General features: G+C 61.7%; 12 protein-coding genes. 1 reads left to right on the top strand and 11 read right to left on the bottom strand.

The features are described 5' to 3' along the window. Nucleotides 1-201 precede the first annotated feature (201 nt). The 6 genes from J2Y39_RS18875 to urtA form a co-directional block, all read right to left on the bottom strand. Nucleotides 202-1,041, bottom strand: a complete 840-nt coding sequence (locus J2Y39_RS18875; protein ID WP_310219159.1) for an urease accessory protein UreD — start codon at nt 1,039-1,041, stop codon at nt 202-204. Between the two features lie 43 nt (nt 1,042-1,084). Beyond that, nucleotides 1,085-1,783 carry an urea ABC transporter ATP-binding subunit UrtE gene (gene urtE / locus J2Y39_RS18870; RefSeq protein ID WP_016771889.1) on the bottom strand — a complete coding sequence of 233 codons (699 nt, stop codon included), beginning with the start codon at nt 1,781-1,783 and terminating at the stop codon, nt 1,085-1,087. A gap of 140 nt (nt 1,784-1,923) precedes the next feature. Further along, complete coding sequence (urtD, locus tag J2Y39_RS18865) at nt 1,924-2,793, bottom strand: urea ABC transporter ATP-binding protein UrtD (protein ID WP_409037435.1); 870 nt, start codon at nt 2,791-2,793, stop codon at nt 1,924-1,926. Continuing rightward, nucleotides 2,790-3,869, bottom strand: coding sequence for an urea ABC transporter permease subunit UrtC (urtC, locus tag J2Y39_RS18860; RefSeq protein ID WP_056787639.1), 1,080 nt, complete (start codon nt 3,867-3,869; stop codon nt 2,790-2,792). The genes urtD and urtC overlap by 4 nt, the downstream gene beginning before the upstream one ends. Next, nucleotides 3,869-5,371: an urea ABC transporter permease subunit UrtB gene (urtB, locus tag J2Y39_RS18855; RefSeq protein WP_310219158.1), complete on the bottom strand. Its 1,503-nt coding sequence runs from the start codon at nt 5,369-5,371 to the stop codon at nt 3,869-3,871. The genes urtC and urtB overlap by 1 nt, the downstream gene beginning before the upstream one ends. 236 nt (nt 5,372-5,607) lie before the next feature. After that, the gene (gene urtA, locus J2Y39_RS18850; RefSeq protein ID WP_056787644.1) at nt 5,608-6,873 is read right to left on the bottom strand and encodes an urea ABC transporter substrate-binding protein; all 1,266 of its coding nucleotides are present in this window, start codon (nt 6,871-6,873) and stop codon (nt 5,608-5,610) included. Between the two features lie 300 nt (nt 6,874-7,173). Between urtA and J2Y39_RS18845 the strand changes: the two genes are divergently transcribed. Continuing rightward, nucleotides 7,174-12,042 (top strand): DUF4329 domain-containing protein, encoded by a 4,869-nt coding sequence (locus tag J2Y39_RS18845; RefSeq protein WP_310219157.1) that lies wholly within the window; start codon nt 7,174-7,176, stop codon nt 12,040-12,042. A 51-nt stretch (nt 12,043-12,093) separates the two neighbouring features. Here the strand turns inward: J2Y39_RS18845 and J2Y39_RS18840 are convergent, their stop codons facing one another. From J2Y39_RS18840 to J2Y39_RS18820, 5 genes are all read right to left on the bottom strand, one after another. Further along, nucleotides 12,094-13,467 (bottom strand): PepSY domain-containing protein, encoded by a 1,374-nt coding sequence (locus J2Y39_RS18840; protein ID WP_310219155.1) that lies wholly within the window; start codon nt 13,465-13,467, stop codon nt 12,094-12,096. 144 nt (nt 13,468-13,611) lie between these two features. Further along, a complete protein-coding gene (locus J2Y39_RS18835; RefSeq protein WP_310219152.1) occupies nt 13,612-15,732 on the bottom strand; it encodes a TonB-dependent copper receptor in 2,121 nt (706 codons plus the stop codon). Nucleotides 15,733-15,816: 84 nt separating this feature from the next. Next, nucleotides 15,817-16,263, bottom strand: coding sequence for a DUF2946 domain-containing protein (locus J2Y39_RS18830; protein ID WP_076565498.1), 447 nt, complete (start codon nt 16,261-16,263; stop codon nt 15,817-15,819). Between the two features lie 21 nt (nt 16,264-16,284). Then, the gene (locus tag J2Y39_RS18825) at nt 16,285-16,764 is read right to left on the bottom strand and encodes a copper chaperone PCu(A)C (RefSeq protein WP_310219151.1); all 480 of its coding nucleotides are present in this window, start codon (nt 16,762-16,764) and stop codon (nt 16,285-16,287) included. Nucleotides 16,765-16,812: 48 nt separating this feature from the next. Further along, nucleotides 16,813-17,211 (bottom strand): DUF2946 domain-containing protein, encoded by a 399-nt coding sequence (locus J2Y39_RS18820; protein WP_310219149.1) that lies wholly within the window; start codon nt 17,209-17,211, stop codon nt 16,813-16,815. Nucleotides 17,212-17,461 lie beyond the last annotated feature (250 nt).

Raw genomic sequence — 17,461 nt, 5'->3', positions numbered from 1 at the left:
GGGTGGCTCTCGAGAAGTGTGGGGTGCCAGTTGGAGCAGCCCCTCACCCTAGCCCTCTCCCGAGGGAGAGGGGACTGATCTTGGTTGTTTTCAATGGCCAATTCAGTCAGCAATATTCGTTCAGGCAGATAAATTTATTTCAGACGACTCGGTCAGGCTCCCTCTCCCTCCGGGAGAGGGCGGGGGGTGAGGGTCGGGGTTTCAGGTGCTCCATATTCTTGGCGCGATAGCTTCGCGCCCCAGCAGCGCAGGTCTGAGCAATCGCCACAAATCGATGAGCCAGGCGCGGGCGAGCAACGCCTCACTGGCCAGGCAACGAGCCACCAGCAGTCCCGGCAATTGCGTCAGATCCCCGCGTACCCCATGCCCCAGCGAGCGGCAGCGCTCCAGCAACTCGGCGTCTATCTCACCGGTCACCAGCATCGTTGCGAACACCGGTTGCCCATCCAGGCCGATTGGCGAGTCGAGCAAACCATCGTTGCCGACAATGCGCTGCCGTTCGTGCCAGAGCAACCGACCGTCGCGGCGGATGTCCAGGTGCGCCTGAAAATGCCCGAGGTCAAAACGCTCGCCGCTGGCCGGCCGACCGAGCGCCACCACGTCCCAGTAGAACAGCCGCGCATCGCCTTCAAGCTCGATCGTTGTGGTCAACTCGGCCTGCGCGGCGCTGTAGACGATGGTTTCCTGCGGCAGCCATTCCAGTGTCGCACCGGCAGCGACTTTCAAGTCGAGCTGTTGATACGCCGGCCCACCCGCGCGATACCACTTGGCGGCGCCGGGGCTGGTGATTTGCGCCCAGGCGTTGTGTTCGACGCGGGCGCTGATATCGAGCCGATCACCACCGGCAATTCCGCCCGGCGGATGGACGATGATGTGCTGGCAGACTTGCGGGCCTTCGGCGTACAGATGCTTTTGCACGCGCAGCGGGCCGAGGTGACGGCGCATGACCGGACGCGTGCAATCGCCGAAACGCGCGTACGCCAGTTCCAGCTCGGCGTGCCAGCTCGGGGTAAACAGGGCAGGTGCAACAATCGAATTCATGGTTTGTGATTATCGTTAGGAAGCTACAGATTAGACCGGCGCGTTAGATCGTGACCAGCCCGCGTACACCCTCGGCCTCCATATTTTCACCGCGACCCTGCTGAACGATCTCGCCCCGCGACATCACCAGGTATTGATCGGCCAGTTCTGCAGCAAAGTCGTAGAACTGCTCGACCAGCAGAATCGCCATGTCACCGCGCGCCGCGAGCTGCTTGATCACCGCGCCGATTTCCTTGATCACCGACGGTTGAATGCCTTCGGTGGGCTCATCAAGAATCAGCAGGCGCGGGCGGCTGGCCAATGCCCGGCCGATCGCCAGTTGCTGTTGCTGACCACCGGACAGATCGCCGCCACGGCGCTGCTTCATTTGTAGCAGCACCGGGAACAATTCGTAGATGAAACCTGGAACTTCCTTGGCTTCTGAGCCTGGAAAGCGCGACAGGCCCATCAGCAGATTTTCTTCTACCGTCAGGCGCCCGAAGATCTCACGGCCCTGCGGCACGTAGGCGATACCGGCATGCACACGCTGATGCGGTTTGAACGTGGTGATCGGTTTGCCTTCCCAGTTCACCGCGCCTTCCTTGGCCGGCAGCAGGCCCATCAGACATTTGAGCAGAGTGGTCTTGCCCACGCCGTTGCGGCCGAGCAGGCACGTGACTTCGCCGACTTTCACGTCGAAGCTGAGGCCGCGCAGGATGTGGCTACCGCCGTAGTACTGATGCAGCTTGTCGACTTGCAGCATGTTCGAATTCCTTCTGTTGCACACAGAACCCTGTGGGAGCGAGCCTGCTCGCGAATGCGGTGTGACATTCAGCATGTTCATCGCCTGATGCACCGCTTTCGCGAGCAGGCTCGCTCCCACAGGTTTTGTATTCGCAATGTTCAGCGGCCGAGGTAGACCTCGATCACGCGCTCGTTGTCCTGCACTTGCTCAAGCGAGCCCTCGGCCAGCACGCTGCCCTGGTGCAGCACGGTGACGTGGTCGGCAATCGAGCCGACAAAGCCCATGTCGTGCTCGACCACCATCAACGAATGCTTGCCCGCCAGCGATTTGAACAGCTCGGCAGTGAACTCGGTTTCGGCGTCGGTCATGCCCGCCACCGGTTCGTCGAGCAGGAGCAGTTGTGGGTCCTGCATCAGCAGCATGCCGATCTCGAGGAACTGCTTCTGGCCGTGGGACAGTAGGCCGGCCTGGCGATTGACCGAGGTGGTCAGGCGAATCGTCTCGAGCACTTCGCTGATGCGGTCCTTCTGTTCGCCGCTCAGGCGTGCACGCAAACTCGCCCACATCGACTTGTCGGTCTTCTGCGCCAGCTCAAGGTTTTCGAACACGCTCAAGGCTTCGAACACCGTTGGCTTCTGAAACTTGCGGCCGATGCCGGACTGGGCAATCTGCACTTCGCTCATCTGCGTCAGGTCCAGGGTTTCGCCGAACCAGGCCTTGCCGTGACTGGGCCGGGTCTTGCCGGTGATCACGTCCATCAGCGTGGTCTTGCCCGCGCCGTTGGGGCCGATGATGCAGCGCAGTTCGCCGACGCCGATGTACAGGTTGAGATTGTTCAACGCACGGAAGCCGTCGAAGCTGACGCTGATGTCCTCCAGGGTGAGGATCGTGCCGTGACGCGTATCGAGGCCCGGGCCGACGCGCTGGCCGAGGCCGATCGAGTCGCGGCTGGTGCCTTCGTCCTTGTTCGGTTCCACGGGGAAAAACGCCGGCTCCAGCATGAATTCAGCACTCGCTGTGACTCTCATTGTTCACCTCGTTTCTTCAGCAGACCGATCACGCCCTTGGGCAGGTACAACGTCACGACGATGAACAGCGCGCCGAGGAAGAACAGCCAGTATTCCGGGAAGGCCACGGTGAACCAGCTCTTCATGCCGTTGACCACGCCGGCACCGAGCAGCGGCCCGATCAGCGTGCCGCGCCCGCCAAGGGCGACCCACACCGCCGCTTCGATCGAGTTGGTCGGAGACATTTCGCTGGGGTTGATGATGCCGACCTGCGGCACATAAAGCGCTCCGGCCAGACCGCACAGCACCGCACTCAGCACCCAGACGAACAGCTTGAAACCGCGCGGGTCGTAGCCGCAGAACATCAAACGGTTTTCCGCATCGCGCAACGCCGTCAGCACGCGACCGAACTTGCTTTGCGCCAGGCGCCAGCCGATGAACAGGCTCGCCACCAGCAGCAACACCGTGGCCAGAAACAGCACCGCGCGCGTGCCCGGCTCAGTGATGCCGAAACCGAGGATCGTGCGGAAATTGGTGAAGCCGTTATTGCCTCCGAAACCGGTCTCGTTGCGGAAAAACAGGAGCATGCCGGCGAAGGTCAGGGCCTGGGTCATGATCGAGAAATACACGCCTTTGATCCGCGAGCGGAAGGCGAAGAAGCCGAACACCAGCGCCAGCAACCCCGGCGCCAGCACCACCAGACACATCGCCCAGAGGAAGCTGCTGGTGCCGGTCCAGTACCACGGCAATTCGCTCCACGACAGGAAAGTCATGAACGCTGGCAAGCCATCGCCGGCCGCCTGACGCATCAGGTACATGCCCATCGCGTACCCGCCGAGGGCGAAGAACAGGCCGTGGCCCAGCGAAAGCAGGCCGGCATAGCCCCAGACCAGATCCAGCGCCAGAGCGACGATGGCGTAGCAGAGGATTTTGCCGACCAGGGTCAGCGTGTAGGCCGAGACGTGCAGGGCATTGTCCGGCGACAACAACGAGAGCAGCGGCAGAACGATCAGCAGCGCGAGGATCACCCCGCCGACCGCGAGCGTGACTTTCGGCCCGGCCTTTTGTGTGGCCGTGACTAACAGAGGCTGGTTCATCAGTCGATCACCCGTCCTTTCAGTGCGAAGAGGCCTTGCGGACGTTTCTGAATGAACAGAATGATCAGCGCGAGGATCAGGATCTTGCCGAGCACCGCACCGATCTGCGGTTCGAGAATCTTGTTGGCGATCCCTAAGCCAAATGCGGCGAGCACGCTACCGGCCAGTTGGCCGACGCCGCCGAGCACCACCACCAGGAACGAGTCGATGATGTAGCTCTGGCCAAGGTCGGGACCGACGTTGCCGATCTGGCTCAGCGCCACGCCGCCCAAGCCGGCGATGCCCGAGCCGAGGCCGAAGGCGAGCATGTCCACGCGCCCGGTCGGCACGCCGCAGCAGGCGGCCATGTTGCGGTTCTGAGTGACGGCGCGGACGTTGAGGCCGAGGCGGGTTTTGTTCAGCAACAGCCAGGTCAGCACCACCACGAACAATGCGAAAGCGATGATGACGATGCGGTTGTACGGCAGCACCAGATTGGGCAGCACTTGGATGCCGCCGGACAACCACGCCGGGTTGGCGACTTCAACGTTCTGCGCGCCGAACAACAAACGCACAAGCTGGATCAGCATCAGGCTGATGCCCCAGGTCGCGAGCAGGGTTTCCAGTGGCCGACCGTAAAGGTGGCGGATGACTGTGCGCTCCAGGGCCATGCCGATGGCGGCGGTGACGAAAAACGCTACCGGCAGCGCGATCAGCGGATAAAACTCGATGGCTTGCGGCGCGTAACGCTGGAACATCAACTGCACCACGTAGGTCGAGTAGGCGCCGAGCATCAGCATCTCGCCGTGCGCCATGTTGATCACCCCGAGCAGGCCGAAGGTGATCGCCAGGCCGAGGGCCGCGAGCAGCAGAATCGAGCCCAGCGACATGCCGCTGAAGGCCTGGCCGAGCACTTCGCCGATCAGCAGCTTGCGCTTGACCTGAGCGAGGCTGGTTTCGGCGGCGGTGCGCACGCCGGCATCGCTTTCCATGCCGGGCTCGAGCAGGCCTTCAAGACGCGTGCGTGCCAGCGGGTCGCCGGTTTCACCGAGCAGACGTACCGCCGCGAGGCGCACCGCCGGGTCGCTGTCGACCAGTTGCAGATTGGCCAGCGCCAGGCTCAGGGCGGCGTGGACGCTTGGGTCTTTTTCCCCAGCGAGTTGCCGGTCGAGAAATTTCAGCTGCGCGGGTTTCGCGCTTTTCTGCAATTGCTGCGCGGCGCTCAGACGGATTTTGCTGTCAGCGGCGAGCAATTGATGGCTGGCCATTGCGGTGTCGATCAGACCCCGCAGGCGATTGTTCAGGCGCAGGGTTTTCGCTTGGCCGTCGATCGTCAGTTCGCCTTGTTGCAGGGCGTTGAGCAATTCGATACGCGCCGGATCGGGCTGCGCGGCCCAGGCTTCCAGCAGTTTGGCCTGTTGCATCGGGTTGGCCGCGACGAAGTCTTCGGCGTCGCCGGCGTGGGCCAGGAGTGGCAGCAACAGTGCGATGGCACAGATAAATCGGAAAAGGGCAGTGGGCATAGTCAGTCGCCTTGACGCGGACATTGTGGAAGCGAGCCTTTGTGGCGAGGCGATTGATCCCCGTTCGGCTGCGAAGCAGTCGTGATATCGGTCGACGCGATCGATCTGATACACCGCGACTGATGGCTTTGGGGCTGCTTCGCAACCATCGGGGATAAATCCCCTCACCACAAAGGCTCGCTCCCACAGGGAATTGCATCAGCCTCACGCCAGGCGCGAGACTGACATCCGGTGACTCAGTTGCTCTTCACCGCATAATCCGGCTTCTTGTCGTTGCCCTGAATGAACGGGCTCCACGGTTGTGCGCGGATCGGGCCTTCGGTCTGCCACACGACGTTGAATTGCCCGTCGCTCTGGATTTCGCCGATCATCACGGGCTTGTGCAGGTGGTGATTGGTCTTGTCCATGGTCAACGTGTAACCGGACGGCGCAGCAAAGGTCTGCCCGGCCAGTGCTTCACGAACCTTGTCGACGTCAGTGGATTTGGCTTTCTCGACCGCCTGCGCCCACATGTGGATGCCGACGTAGGTGGCTTCCATCGGGTCGTTGGTCACGGCTTTATCGGCGCCCGGCAGGTTGTGTTTCTTCGCATAGGCTTTCCAGTCCGCGACGAATTTCTTGTTCGCAGGATTTTCCACCGACTCGAAGTAGTTCCACGCCGCGAGGTTGCCCACCAGCGGTTTGGTGTCGATGCCGCGCAGTTCTTCTTCGCCGACCGAGAACGCCACCACCGGTACGTCGGTGGCTTTCAGGCCCTGGTTGGCCAGCTCTTTATAGAACGGCACGTTGGAGTCGCCGTTGACGGTGGAGATGACCGCAGTCTTGCCGCCGGCGGAGAATTTTTTGATGTTGGCAACGATGGTCTGGTAATCGCTGTGACCGAACGGCGTGTAGACCTCTTCGATGTCCTTGTCGGCCACGCCTTTGGAGTGCAGGAACGCGCGCAGGATCTTGTTGGTGGTGCGCGGGTAGACGTAGTCGGTGCCGAGCAGGAAGTAGCGCTTGGCGCTGCCGCCTTCTTCGCTCATCAGGTATTCAACGGCGGGGATCGCTTGCTGGTTCGGCGCGGCGCCGGTGTAGAAGACGTTCGGCGACATCTCTTCGCCTTCGTACTGCACCGGGTAGAACAGCAGGCCGTTGAGCTCTTCGAACACCGGCAATACCGATTTGCGCGATACCGAGGTCCAGCAGCCGAACACCACCGCGACCTTGTCCTGGGTCAGCAACTGCCGGCCTTTTTCGGCGAACAGCGGCCAGTTCGATGCAGGGTCAACGACAACAGGTTCAAGCATCTTGCCGTTCACACCGCCCTTGGCGTTGATCTCGTCGATGGTCATCAGTGCCATGTCCTTGAGCGACGTTTCGGAGATCGCCATGGTCCCGGACAACGAATGCAGAATCCCGACCTTGATGGTCTCGGCGGCCTGGACAGTCCAGGTCATGCCCATCGCGGCAATGGATGCCGTGAGTGTGAAAGCCTTGATCAAACTGCGACGCTTCATTGTGCGATCTCCATGAACATTCGATTTTTTCTGGTTGGCAGATGCGGACGACTGAAGCTGTGTTTTGCAAAGGCTGTGCCCGGTCGCGTTCAGGCAAGAAAATGTCGTGCCAGAGCGCTTGCGTGCTGAATGCGTGCACCAGGAGGGGACGGCAGGCGGCCGATGGTGCGTCGAGTTGCGCCAGATTGGGGCGCCCGCTGGCACTCAGATGCGGATACAAAAGCGATAACCCTGTACCACAGCTCGAGAAAACCGACGGGCCACACTCAGTTGCTCATCCGATTCTCAGCGCAGGTTTTTATGAGTCATGTCTCAGGCCGATCCGGTCGTACCGCAAGTTCTTCAGCAACGTTCAAGCTGCCCCCACTGAGCCCGGCTTTTCTGACTGAAGAAGACGCCGCCTATTGGGTGCACACACGAATTCCACTCAACCCGGACAAAGAGTACGGCAGCGTGATCCTGCTGCGACCGGACGGGAAATTCCTCGCCACCTCTCCCATCGCAGGTGAAGCCACGCGCTTCGACTTCGGCACGATTGTGCAGACCGATGCCCTTGGCGGCATGCTCCATCCGCTGGGCTACCGATGTATCGCCAGCGTACACAGCCATCCGCCGATACATGACCAGTTCCGCAATGGCAATCGGCGTCAGGATGAAACCCTGCTCAGGCTGTTCATGAGCTTCTATTCAGGCGGCGATTTCATTGGCGATGTGTCGGCGCGGGATTTTTTCCGCAGCGCTTACCTTTCAGGCCCGGATGGCAGCTTGCTCAAATACGTCTCGAGCGGCTCGCCCGAGGAACGCGACTACTTCCTCTGGCAGCAGTCCGGCGGGCCGTCGGGCCATCCGGCGGGGGCCTATGACGTGATGGCGGTGATCAACAAGCTGGCGACCGTGGGTGAACTCAAAGTCATTGTTTCGAATGCCGACTGGGGCTACTCGGTGGGGCGCGTACCTGCGGACTGGAAGGCCGGGGCGTCGTTTTCAAAGGGTGCGGTCACCGAACTGCCGCTGATGACCCGGGTATGCGTCAATGCCGAACGCGCCGTGCTTGCCGCCTTGAAATCCAGAGGCGCACAGACGACGGGCCTGATATTGAAAAAATTGATTGGCGAGGAGTATGTCGCCACCCATGCGCGCCCGGCCGGGCTGGCTGCATGGGATCCTGAGCGAATATTTCCGGTTGATGCCCAAGGGCAATTGCAGCTGCCGAGGGGTTATTTGCTGGAGGGCTTCTACTTCGCCTCGCGGCCCGACCCTGCGCAGTTTCCACCCGCTCAGCCGTGGCTCTACGAGAACTTCTTCACGCCCCGGGAGATCGCCGTCGCTATCGAAGCGAATGCCCGCAGCAAACATCTGGCGAAAGCGGGACATGCGTTGTCGCTGTACATGCGGGCGCAGGATCATGCGATGTTGAAGTACCGCTTCAGCGGCGATTCGATCGAAGCGGCACTGAGCGTTACGCAGTCGGACGGCACGGTCAGTGACAATGGTCTGCAGGCAAGGCTGTTGGCCGGCACACTGGATACCCGCGCATTTGTCTCGATGCTGGTACTGGCTGGCACCTTGGAGGTCGTGCGCGGCAGTGCGCTGTGGGCGCATCTGGGGCCGGTGGATCTGCAATGGCAACCCTTCGCGAACTTCCCCTGGCCGCGATTGAGCGACGCTTTTCTGTGCGCCGATGATGCCGCTCGTCATGCCCATGAACTCGCCGGCCTGCGCCGTGACAAACCGTACGCCGGGTATGTTTTTCAGCGCAGCGACAAGCGTTTCGTGGTGACCGAACCGTTGCCGGGAGATATCGACACGCTCAGTCAGGGCAGGCTTTATCCGATGGACAATCATGGGCGTCCGGTCTTTCCCGACGACCATGCGCTGCACGCCCGTTACGTCTCACACACGGCGCTGTCACAACTGTTGCCGGTGGATACGGAGCTTTTTGGCTGGGCGTATCAGGAAGCGGCTGTGAGCTTGCAGATGTTGAGTGTGGCGGAGGTCAGGCAAGTCCTGCTCGACGAGATTGCCTTGTATGTCAGCGCGGCGCCGGACAGTCTCGTCAGGTATGAGGTCATCGGATCTGCGGGCTCCACGGAATTGGCTCGGCGCCTGGGCACGCGCCAGCATCCGGGCGCCCTGGCGCTGGAACTGGACAGCGGCCGTAAACGCCCGCAGGACTTCATACGTGAACAGGCAGCGGCCGGACGTTTAACGGTTCTGATCGATAATGAACTGTGGGGCTATCGCGGGCGGGTGCCGGCTACCTGGTCGCTGCGCACCACGCCCGCGCCTTTGCCCGTGCCGCAGTTGCCGGTGGTGCAACTGCCGCCGCTTCTGTATCCCCAGCCGGACAGAGACAAGCCGATCCTGCCCAAACCCACGCCACTCCCGCAGCCGCAAATACCGTTGCCGCCGCTGACGTTGCCGTTGCCCTGGAAACGCCTGGAAGGTGTGGCATTCGGCGCGATTTTTCCCTCGGCGGATGAGGCTGCACGGGATCGATGCATGGGGGACTTTCGTCCACAGGGCGAAACGCGCGCGTACTTCGGCTTCATTCTCAGGCACAAGAGCCGGCCAGAGTATGTGGCTACCGAGCTGGTGCCCGTCAGTGATCAAGGCAAAAATCTGTTCAGGCTCGATTCGGTTTTCGCCGACCTGCCCTCAGAGCCCTGGCATGCGTTGCCCGAGGGCTTCGAACTGCACGGCAATTTTTATGCGTCGCAACGAGCCGGTGATCCGACGAAAAGCCCGGATGAATGGCTGGCGCATTACTTCATCTCGCCGGACCACCTGACAGCCTCGATGTATTACGGCGGCCGGCGCCCGGTCATGGTGCCGGACGTGCCCGCAGCGCTTTATATCGCCGTGCGCGATGGTGCTTTGCTCAAATATGTGTGGAGCAAGTCCAGCAAACTGTTTCATGACGCCTCGTCCCAGCGCACGCTTGAACAGATCAAAAGCGATCTGGCCGCTGGAGTCCGCCGACCGACCGACTTTATCCATGAGGTCGCCAGCAGCGGCGAGCTGTCCGTCATGCGCACCGGTCTGTGCTGGGACCGAGCGGGGCTGGTGCCAGCCACCTGGCAACCGTACGCAAATCTCGAACGGCGCCGGCTCGGTCCGGTTTTTCTGACGGCTGACGACGCGGCCGTCCACGCCAGGACACTCGTGCCTCTGGTGACCGACAGGGTGCATGGCGGGCTGATTCTGGAGACGGTCGACAAGCGCTACGTTGCCACAGTGCCTGTTGAAGTCAGCCATGAGGATTTTGATTTCACCGATATCTGCCCTGAGGAAAGTCGCGCAGCCGGATTGTTTCCTGCGGGTTGTCGCATCGCAGCGCGATACCGATCGCGCGTTGCCCAAGAGGTATCGTTGGTCTTGGCGCCTGTGCAAAGGCAGGTGTACCAGAACGTGTTTTCGGTCGAGGTGCTGGAGTCGGCGTTCAACAAACGCGGCATCAAAGAGGAATACCGGGTGGCGGCGGACGGTTCGCTGATTCGCTATACACCCGCCCCACGGGATGAATACCTGTTCTGTCCGGATGGCGCGGTGATTGGCTATCGGCCGCAAGCCGAACTGCTTTCGCAGCTGCTTGATCAGGGCGAGCGGCTGTCCGTCGTCGATGCAAAAGCGATAAGACAGCGCTTGCGCAATCGGCAATTGAAACCCGTCGAATGGGTGAACGAGCTGGCCAGGGCCGGACGTCTGTGGGTGGTCGCCGCAAGCGCGATCTGGGGGCAACCGCGCCAGATTATCCAGTGGGCACCATACTCCGGGGATCTGTTGCCGGCCGCCGATTATGACAAGGCGTTGAGCAGCCCGGTCGGCAGCCCGCTGTTCATCCAGGCAGACGCTGCCGCGCGGTACGCTCATCAACTGTCGTTGAGCAGGGATACGCAGACCTTCGGCTACGTTTTGAACGGCCCGGAGGGTCTGTTCGTGTCCACTCTGCCAGTTGCGGTGCAGCGTTCGGGGTTGGCGCTGGATCGGGTTTTCGAGCAGGGCAAGCTGCCGTCAGGTTTCAATCTGAACGCCATTTACTTGCGAGCAGCGCTGCCACCGCTGGGCGCGCGGCCGGACGACGTACGGCACTTTTTTCTGGTGCCCAACGATGTCCAGGCAGCCTGCGCCTGGGCCAACACGCCCCAGGGTTACCGGCCGATCTACTTCTCCTGCGCCGATGGCGCGTTGTTGAAATTGCAACTGCATGCATTCGAGCCCGGCACTTTCTACGATGAGTTCGGGCAAGTGCAACTGCGCCCCAATGCCTTTGTGTCGAAGGTGGAAGCGGCGGTCGATGAGCGGGGCATTGCCAGCGGTACGTTCAGATTTGTCGACTATGTCCAACGGATGGCTCATGCCGGTCGACTTGAGGTAATCGAAACCAGTGAATACTGGTCGCGGCATGGTCAGGTGGATGAACACTGGCAGCCACGGCTGACCGAGGTGTCCAGTGAGCAACGCTGGCGCGAGCATCCGGCGCCAGCGCTGGGACCTGTCTTTCATCATCCCGATGATGCCGCCTGCCATGTTCATGGGCGGGTAGCCGGCCAGGCGGTAATAGGCACCGGTTATGAGAGTGCGATTCTGGCGAACCCGTCCAGCCTTCGCTTCGTTCCGCTTGAGCCGATCGTGTATCTGGCCAACGAGGACAATCCGCTGTTGCGCATACTGCGTACCGTCGCGGATCCGGCTGTCAGTTGGCGCGATCCGGCGCCGCGTTATCCCGAGGGTTACTCGGTGATGGCCACCCATCAATTGCATGTCTCGGGCAACACCACGCTGGCGGCGGACGTGGATCAGGTCTATGCCAATTACGCTGCGCCTTCGCTGGTGCATGCGCACACCCATGCACCCACGGAAAAAGGCGTGCATATCCTGCACTACTACTATTCAACGCCGCACGATGTGCTGCTCAAGTACACACCTGTGTATTCAAGGGCGGAAAGAGATCTGTTGCTGACCCGCTCAGCCACTTTCGAGGGCGGACGCTGGATCAGCCGGCTGAGCCCTGGAGAGTTTCTTTCGCGGCTTATGGCGCTGGGTGAGTTTCGGGTGCTGATCGGCGGTTATTACTGGCGCCAGACCGGCCGCATGAACACTACCTGGCGAAGCCGTCGTCAGCAGACCCCGACACCCGGAACCGTGCGCTTGCGCGACGAGTTGTAAGTGAAATGAATGAACAGGCGTGGGCCGCCGCAACGGCCCGCGCCCGTCACATCAACGCTGCACCTGCGCGGAACGCTCGCCAAGTCGGGGCACGAGAAACCGGTCGAGCAACCAGACCACCACCAGCGACGCCCCCACCAGTGGAAACACCACCGCCAGCACCAGCATGATCGCCACGCCGGTTTTCCACTTCGGCAGGTCATGGCGCAGCGGCGGCACACCGAATTTGCCTTCAGGCCGACGCTTCCACCAGATCACCACGCCGCTGACGGCGCTGAGCAGAATCATCAGGCAGATCAGCAGCACGACAATCTGGTTGAAGGTGCCGAACATCTTGCCTTCGTGCAGCATCACGCCGATTTCCGTGGCGCGCGCGACGGTGCCGTAGTGCTCGAAGCGGACATCGGCGAGGACCTTGCCGGTGTACTGATCGACGTGCAGGGTGGCGTCGTTGCGCGGGTCATCAGCGAACACGGCAATGGTGAACACGCCGGTGGCGGTGGTCGGCAGGGTGATGCTGTAGCCCGGTTCAACCTTGCGTTCACTGGCGATGTTCTGCACGTCCTGCAGGCTGATGGCGGGTGCTGCGGGGCCGGCATGGGCATTGCCGTGATTCATGTGTTCGGCGTGGTCGCCGGACATCGGCATCGGCGTATTTTCCATCGCCCATGGCACGGTCTGGCGGGTGGCGCTGTTGAGGCTGCGTGCCTCGATGTCGGAGGTCGGTACGTTGTCCCACATCGCTGCCGGAAACACATTCCACACTTGCGCGTATTGCTTGCCCCAGAAACCGGTCCAGGTCATGCCACTGAGCAACATCACCAGCAACAATGTCGCGCCCCAGAAACCGGTGACCGCATGCAGGTCGCGCCACAACACCCGACCGCGTCTGCTCAGGCGCGGCCACAGAATCCCCGCCGCCTGACCGCGCGGCCACCACAGAAACAGCCCCGACACCACCAGCACCACGCCCCACCCGGCGGCCATTTCGATCAGGCGATCGCCGACCGTGCCGATCATCAATTCGCCGTGAATCGCACGGGCGATGGCTTGCAGATTCTGCTTGGCATCCTGCTCGCCGAGGATGTCGCCGTGGTACGGATCGACGAACACGTTGAGTTCATGACCGGCGTTCTTCACCACGAATTGCGCGCTGCGCTCGGCATTTACCGGCGGCAGATACTGAGTGACCTGACCTTGCGGGTAAGCGCTTGTCACCCGTTGCAGCAAGTCATCGGCCGGCACCGTGTGGTGCCCGGCCGGTACTTCGAGCAGGCTGCTGTACATCAGCGAATCGAGCTGCGGTTTGAACAGATAAATGATCCCGGTCAGGGCCAGCATCACCATGAACGGCGCGACGAACAGCCCGGCATAGAAATGCCAGCGCCAGGCCAGGTTGTAGAAATTGGATTGAGGCTTTTGCATCACGTGTGCTCCGCTTGGCTTGGTTCTTTTCGTTGTCTGTTTACCTGTGGGAGCGAGCCTGCTCGCGAAGCGGTTGTTCAGTCGATATCAATGCCGACCGTGGCGCCGTCTTCGCGAGCAGGCTCGCTCCTACATGGGTGGGTGTCAGAAACTCATATCCACTTTGGTCCAGAGCGTGCGCCCCGGTTCATTGAGCGCTTGCGGGTCGTTGGCCGGATAGCCGAACCCGGCATTGCCGGCCAGATTCAGGTGTTCGGCGTAGGCTTTGCCGAACAGGTTGTCGACGCCGCTGCTGACCTTCCAGTGCTGGTTGATGCGGTACGCGCCGTTGAGCGAGAACACGCCGAAGCCCGAGCTCTGGGCGTAATCCTTGCCGACCACGTTGCCCTTGTTCGCGTCGATGCGGTGCTGCGCGGCGACCACTCGCCACAATGCGCCGGCGCTCCACTTGGCCTCGCTGTAGGTCAGGCCGAAGCGCGCATCCAGCGGCGGCATCTGCGGTAATGCCGAGCCGTCACTGCTGTTCTTGCCCCAGGCATAGGCCAGGGTCGCATCGGCTTTCCAGTGGTCGGTCAGGTTGTAGGCAGCTCCGAGTTCGCCACCCATGATCCGCGCGTCGATGTTCTCGGCGCGCGAGGTGCTCATGCCCATCATTCCCGGCGTGTAGTCGAACAGGATGTAATCGCGTACCACACCGATGTAACCCGAGGCCCAGGCTTCGAGGTCGGCGCTCTTGTAGTTCACGCCGAAGTCGAACTGCGTGGTCTTTTCCGGTTTGATCGAGTCGAACGCATTGACCGATCCTGCCGGGCCGGACTTGGGCGAAAACAACTCCCAGTAATCCGGGAAGCGTTGCGCGTGGCCGAGGCCTGCATAAAGCGTGGTCGGGCTATCGGCGAGGTCATGCTCGTAACGGATGAAGCCGCTGGGCAGGGTGTCGGCGCGGGTGTCGTCGGCGGTCGGGTTGGGGCGGGACATCATCCCCGACCCTGTGGTTTGCCGGTAATCCTTCGCCGAAGCACGGTCGACACGGGCGCCAGTGATCAAGCGATCACGCTCGGCGGCGTACCAGGTCATTTCGCTGAACACGCCGTAATTGTGGAAATCGGCGTCCTTGCTGTACGGCAGGTCCTTGTAGGTATCGATGCCCATTGAGCTGCGCTGACGGTGCTCGTTGGTCTGTGCGTCGAGGCCGGTGATCAGCTGAACATCAGCCCAGCGCCAGGTTGCTTTGATCCGTGCACCGAGGGTACGACGGTCGACGTTTGACGCCATCGGTCCCGCCATCATGCCGGTGCCGGACGGGGTGCGCAGGGTGTAGTTGTCCATCACATGGTCGGCGTAGTTGTAGTAGACCTGCGCTTCCAGTTTTTCCAGCACCTCGCTGATGTTGGATTTTTCCAAGCGCAGACCGAGGCTCTCGCGCAGGAATTGCGAACCGTCCATGCCGCGCCCGGCATACCGCGCCTCGCCATCGCCCTTGCCGGCGGTGAGTTCGATCAGGGTGTCGGCATCCGGCGTCCAGCCCAGTGCGACATCGCCGTTCCACTTGTCGTAGCGCGAGGCGACGATGTCGTTGTTGCCGTCGCGATAGTCATCGGAATGCGCAGTGTTGCCGATCACCCGCACGTAACCCAGAGGACCGCCGGCAGCGGCGTCGACAACCTTGTCGAAACGCCCATGCGAGCCGGCCAGGAGGCTGGCGTTGACGCGCGTGCCGAGTTCGCCGAAGTTCTCCGGCTCACGGTCGAACAGCACCGTACCGGCCGATGCGCCCGGACCCCACAGGACGGTTTGCGGGCCTTTGATCACCGTGAGGCTGTCGTAGGTTTCCGGCGAGATGTACGAGGTCGGCGCGTCCATCCGTCCAGGGCAAGCGCCGAGCATCATGCTGCCGTTGGTGAGGATGTTCAGCCGCGAACCAAACATGCCGCGCAGCACCGGATCGCCGTTGGTGCCGCCATTGCGCACCAGAGCGAAGCCGGGAATGGTCTTCAGGTAATCGCCGCCGTCACTGGCCGGCACCGGTTGGCGCGGATCCTTGGGGTTGGTGACGATCGTCAGTGGCGAGCTCGGGGCGATGGCAGTGATCACCGTCGGGCTCAGTTCATGTTCATGGCCGGCGTGAGCGTCGGCCAGCGCCAGCGGTGTCAGCAGTACGCCGCAAAGGACGGCAATAGCGTGCCTGCAACGAATCCGCGATTCGTTCAGGGCAAAGTGCGCGCGGGCAGATTCCGCGCAGGGGACAGCAGTAAACCTGGACATGACAATTTCCATCGAACAGTCGTAAACACCACGGTCGGCAGCCTGGCGCTGTCTTCTCAACCGTGTGCAATCAGAGGTGCGTGTTTACGTGGCGATGGGCGGGGCGCGGGTGCGGGCGCCGGGGAAGAAGGGTTGGCGGGCATGGCCCAGACGCGGGGAGGGTGGGGTGAAGGTGTTGGGTGGCGGGATGTTGAAAGCGACGAAATCGCCGCCGCCGGTCAGCGCCGGGCAATTGAACAGCAGGCTGCAATAGCCGCACTTTTCCCACAGCACGTGATGCGAAGATTGCGGCGGGCAATGCTCGGCAGCAGGCTGGGCGTCATGGCCGCTGTGATCCATGCCGGGCATGTCCATCGACATGTCCATGCTCATTGGCATCGACGTCGAGGCGTGCTGATCCATCGGCATCGACTGAGAAATCAGTGGACCGATGAAGATCATCAACATGGCGAACAGGGCGATCCAGCTGCCACGCGTCAGCGCTTGAGTCTGACGGTGATGCGGGACGGGCCTGGCGCGCAACGGACGCATGGGCGAAGTCAGCCGAAACAGTTACTGAGCGTGCACGTGGCCCTGGGCCGATTCCGGCGGTTTCTTCTGCACGGCAACTTCAACGCTGACGTCACCTGCCTTTTCGAAATGCAGGGTCATCGGGAAACGCTTGCCGTCACTGAGCAGGCTGCGATCGCTCGGGTTGAGCAGCATCACGTGGTAGGCCATCGGCGCGAAGGTCACGGTGCCGCCGGCGGGGATTTGCACGCTTGGCACCTGCTGCATCTTCATCAGATCGCCCTGCATGACGTGCTCATGCAACTGCGCTTGTGCAGCGATGGGCGAGTCGACGCTGAGCAGGCGATCGGCGCTTTTGCCGGTGTTGTGAATGATGAAATAGGCGGCGACGGTCGGCGCATTCGGCGGCAGTTCCTGCGACCACGGATGGGCGATTTCCAGCGCACCCACCTTGTATTCGTGGGCATGGGCAAAGAACGCCGGCAACAACAGCGCAGCGAGGACGAAGAGTTTCTTCAACATGGCAGTTCTCCAGAACGATTTGAAACGCGGATTCAGGGCGCGAACCAATCAGACCAGAGGGGAGGCACGGGGATTGAGACTCGGCCATTGCTGGCGCGGCGTCGGGGCTTGCAGGGAGACGGGCGCAACGCTGCGGTTGCTTTCAAATTGCGCGAAATACAGCTGCGGCGAATGCCCTGGCAGCGCCAGCAATGGCGCCCCACCTGAGCAACACCAGCAGTGCTGCATGTTCGAATGGTTGTCGTTTTGCGGGGCCTTCTGATCCGTGGCACCGATGTCGACCGCCACCATCTTCATGCCGCTGCCGGTGCAGAAACTGCTCCAGAGTATCTGCTCGGCCGGTGAACTGGCCGCCTGCGCCATCGCCCCGCTCAGCGGCATGGCGAGCATGTTGAACAGCACTGCAAAGCAGGCGATCCAGGCAAATGCTAACCGGCGTCGGTTCATGGGACAGGTCCGTTGGGTGGGCGATCAGGCGCGGCCCATTTAGCCTGATCAGGGCCGATAAGTAAAAAAGCGTCGTGCGGTTTGGTGTCGCATTGAGCTGTTAAAGGAGTGTAGCTACTTGAATTTGCAGTGCCAGACCTGACGCCTTCGCGGGCAAGCCCGCTCCCACAAATTTTGTGAGTGTGCACAGATATCAGCAACATCCACGGTTCCTGTGGGAGCGAGCCTGCTCGCGAAAGCGATTTGTCAG

Source organism: Pseudomonas sp. 2957, assembly GCF_031456345.1.
In the GTDB taxonomy this organism is placed as follows: domain Bacteria; phylum Pseudomonadota; class Gammaproteobacteria; order Pseudomonadales; family Pseudomonadaceae; genus Aquipseudomonas; species Aquipseudomonas siliginis.
The sequence above is the reverse complement of the archived record's forward strand: the minus strand, read 5'-3'. Positions and strand labels throughout refer to the sequence as shown.

Bases quoted from the DNA above. Each gene is read 5' to 3' on its own strand.
- urtC (WP_056787639.1), bottom strand. From the start codon at position 3,869: ATGAACCAGCCTCTGTTAGTCACGGCCACACAAAAGGCCGGGCCGAAA.
- urtA (WP_056787644.1), bottom strand. From the start codon at position 6,873: ATGAAGCGTCGCAGTTTGATCAAGGCTTTCACACTCACGGCATCCATT.
- urtE (WP_016771889.1), bottom strand. From the start codon at position 1,783: ATGCTGCAAGTCGACAAGCTGCATCAGTACTACGGCGGTAGCCACATC.
- urtB (WP_310219158.1), bottom strand. From the start codon at position 5,371: ATGCCCACTGCCCTTTTCCGATTTATCTGTGCCATCGCACTGTTGCTG.
- J2Y39_RS18840 (WP_310219155.1), bottom strand. From the start codon at position 13,467: ATGCAAAAGCCTCAATCCAATTTCTACAACCTGGCCTGGCGCTGGCAT.
- J2Y39_RS18830 (WP_076565498.1), bottom strand. From the start codon at position 16,263: ATGCGTCCGTTGCGCGCCAGGCCCGTCCCGCATCACCGTCAGACTCAA.
- urtD (WP_409037435.1), bottom strand. From the start codon at position 2,793: ATGAGAGTCACAGCGAGTGCTGAATTCATGCTGGAGCCGGCGTTTTTC.
- J2Y39_RS18835 (WP_310219152.1), bottom strand. From the start codon at position 15,732: ATGTCCAGGTTTACTGCTGTCCCCTGCGCGGAATCTGCCCGCGCGCAC.
- J2Y39_RS18875 (WP_310219159.1), bottom strand. From the start codon at position 1,041: ATGAATTCGATTGTTGCACCTGCCCTGTTTACCCCGAGCTGGCACGCC.
- J2Y39_RS18825 (WP_310219151.1), bottom strand. From the start codon at position 16,764: ATGTTGAAGAAACTCTTCGTCCTCGCTGCGCTGTTGTTGCCGGCGTTC.
- J2Y39_RS18845 (WP_310219157.1), top strand. From the start codon at position 7,174: ATGAGTCATGTCTCAGGCCGATCCGGTCGTACCGCAAGTTCTTCAGCA.
- J2Y39_RS18820 (WP_310219149.1), bottom strand. From the start codon at position 17,211: ATGAACCGACGCCGGTTAGCATTTGCCTGGATCGCCTGCTTTGCAGTG.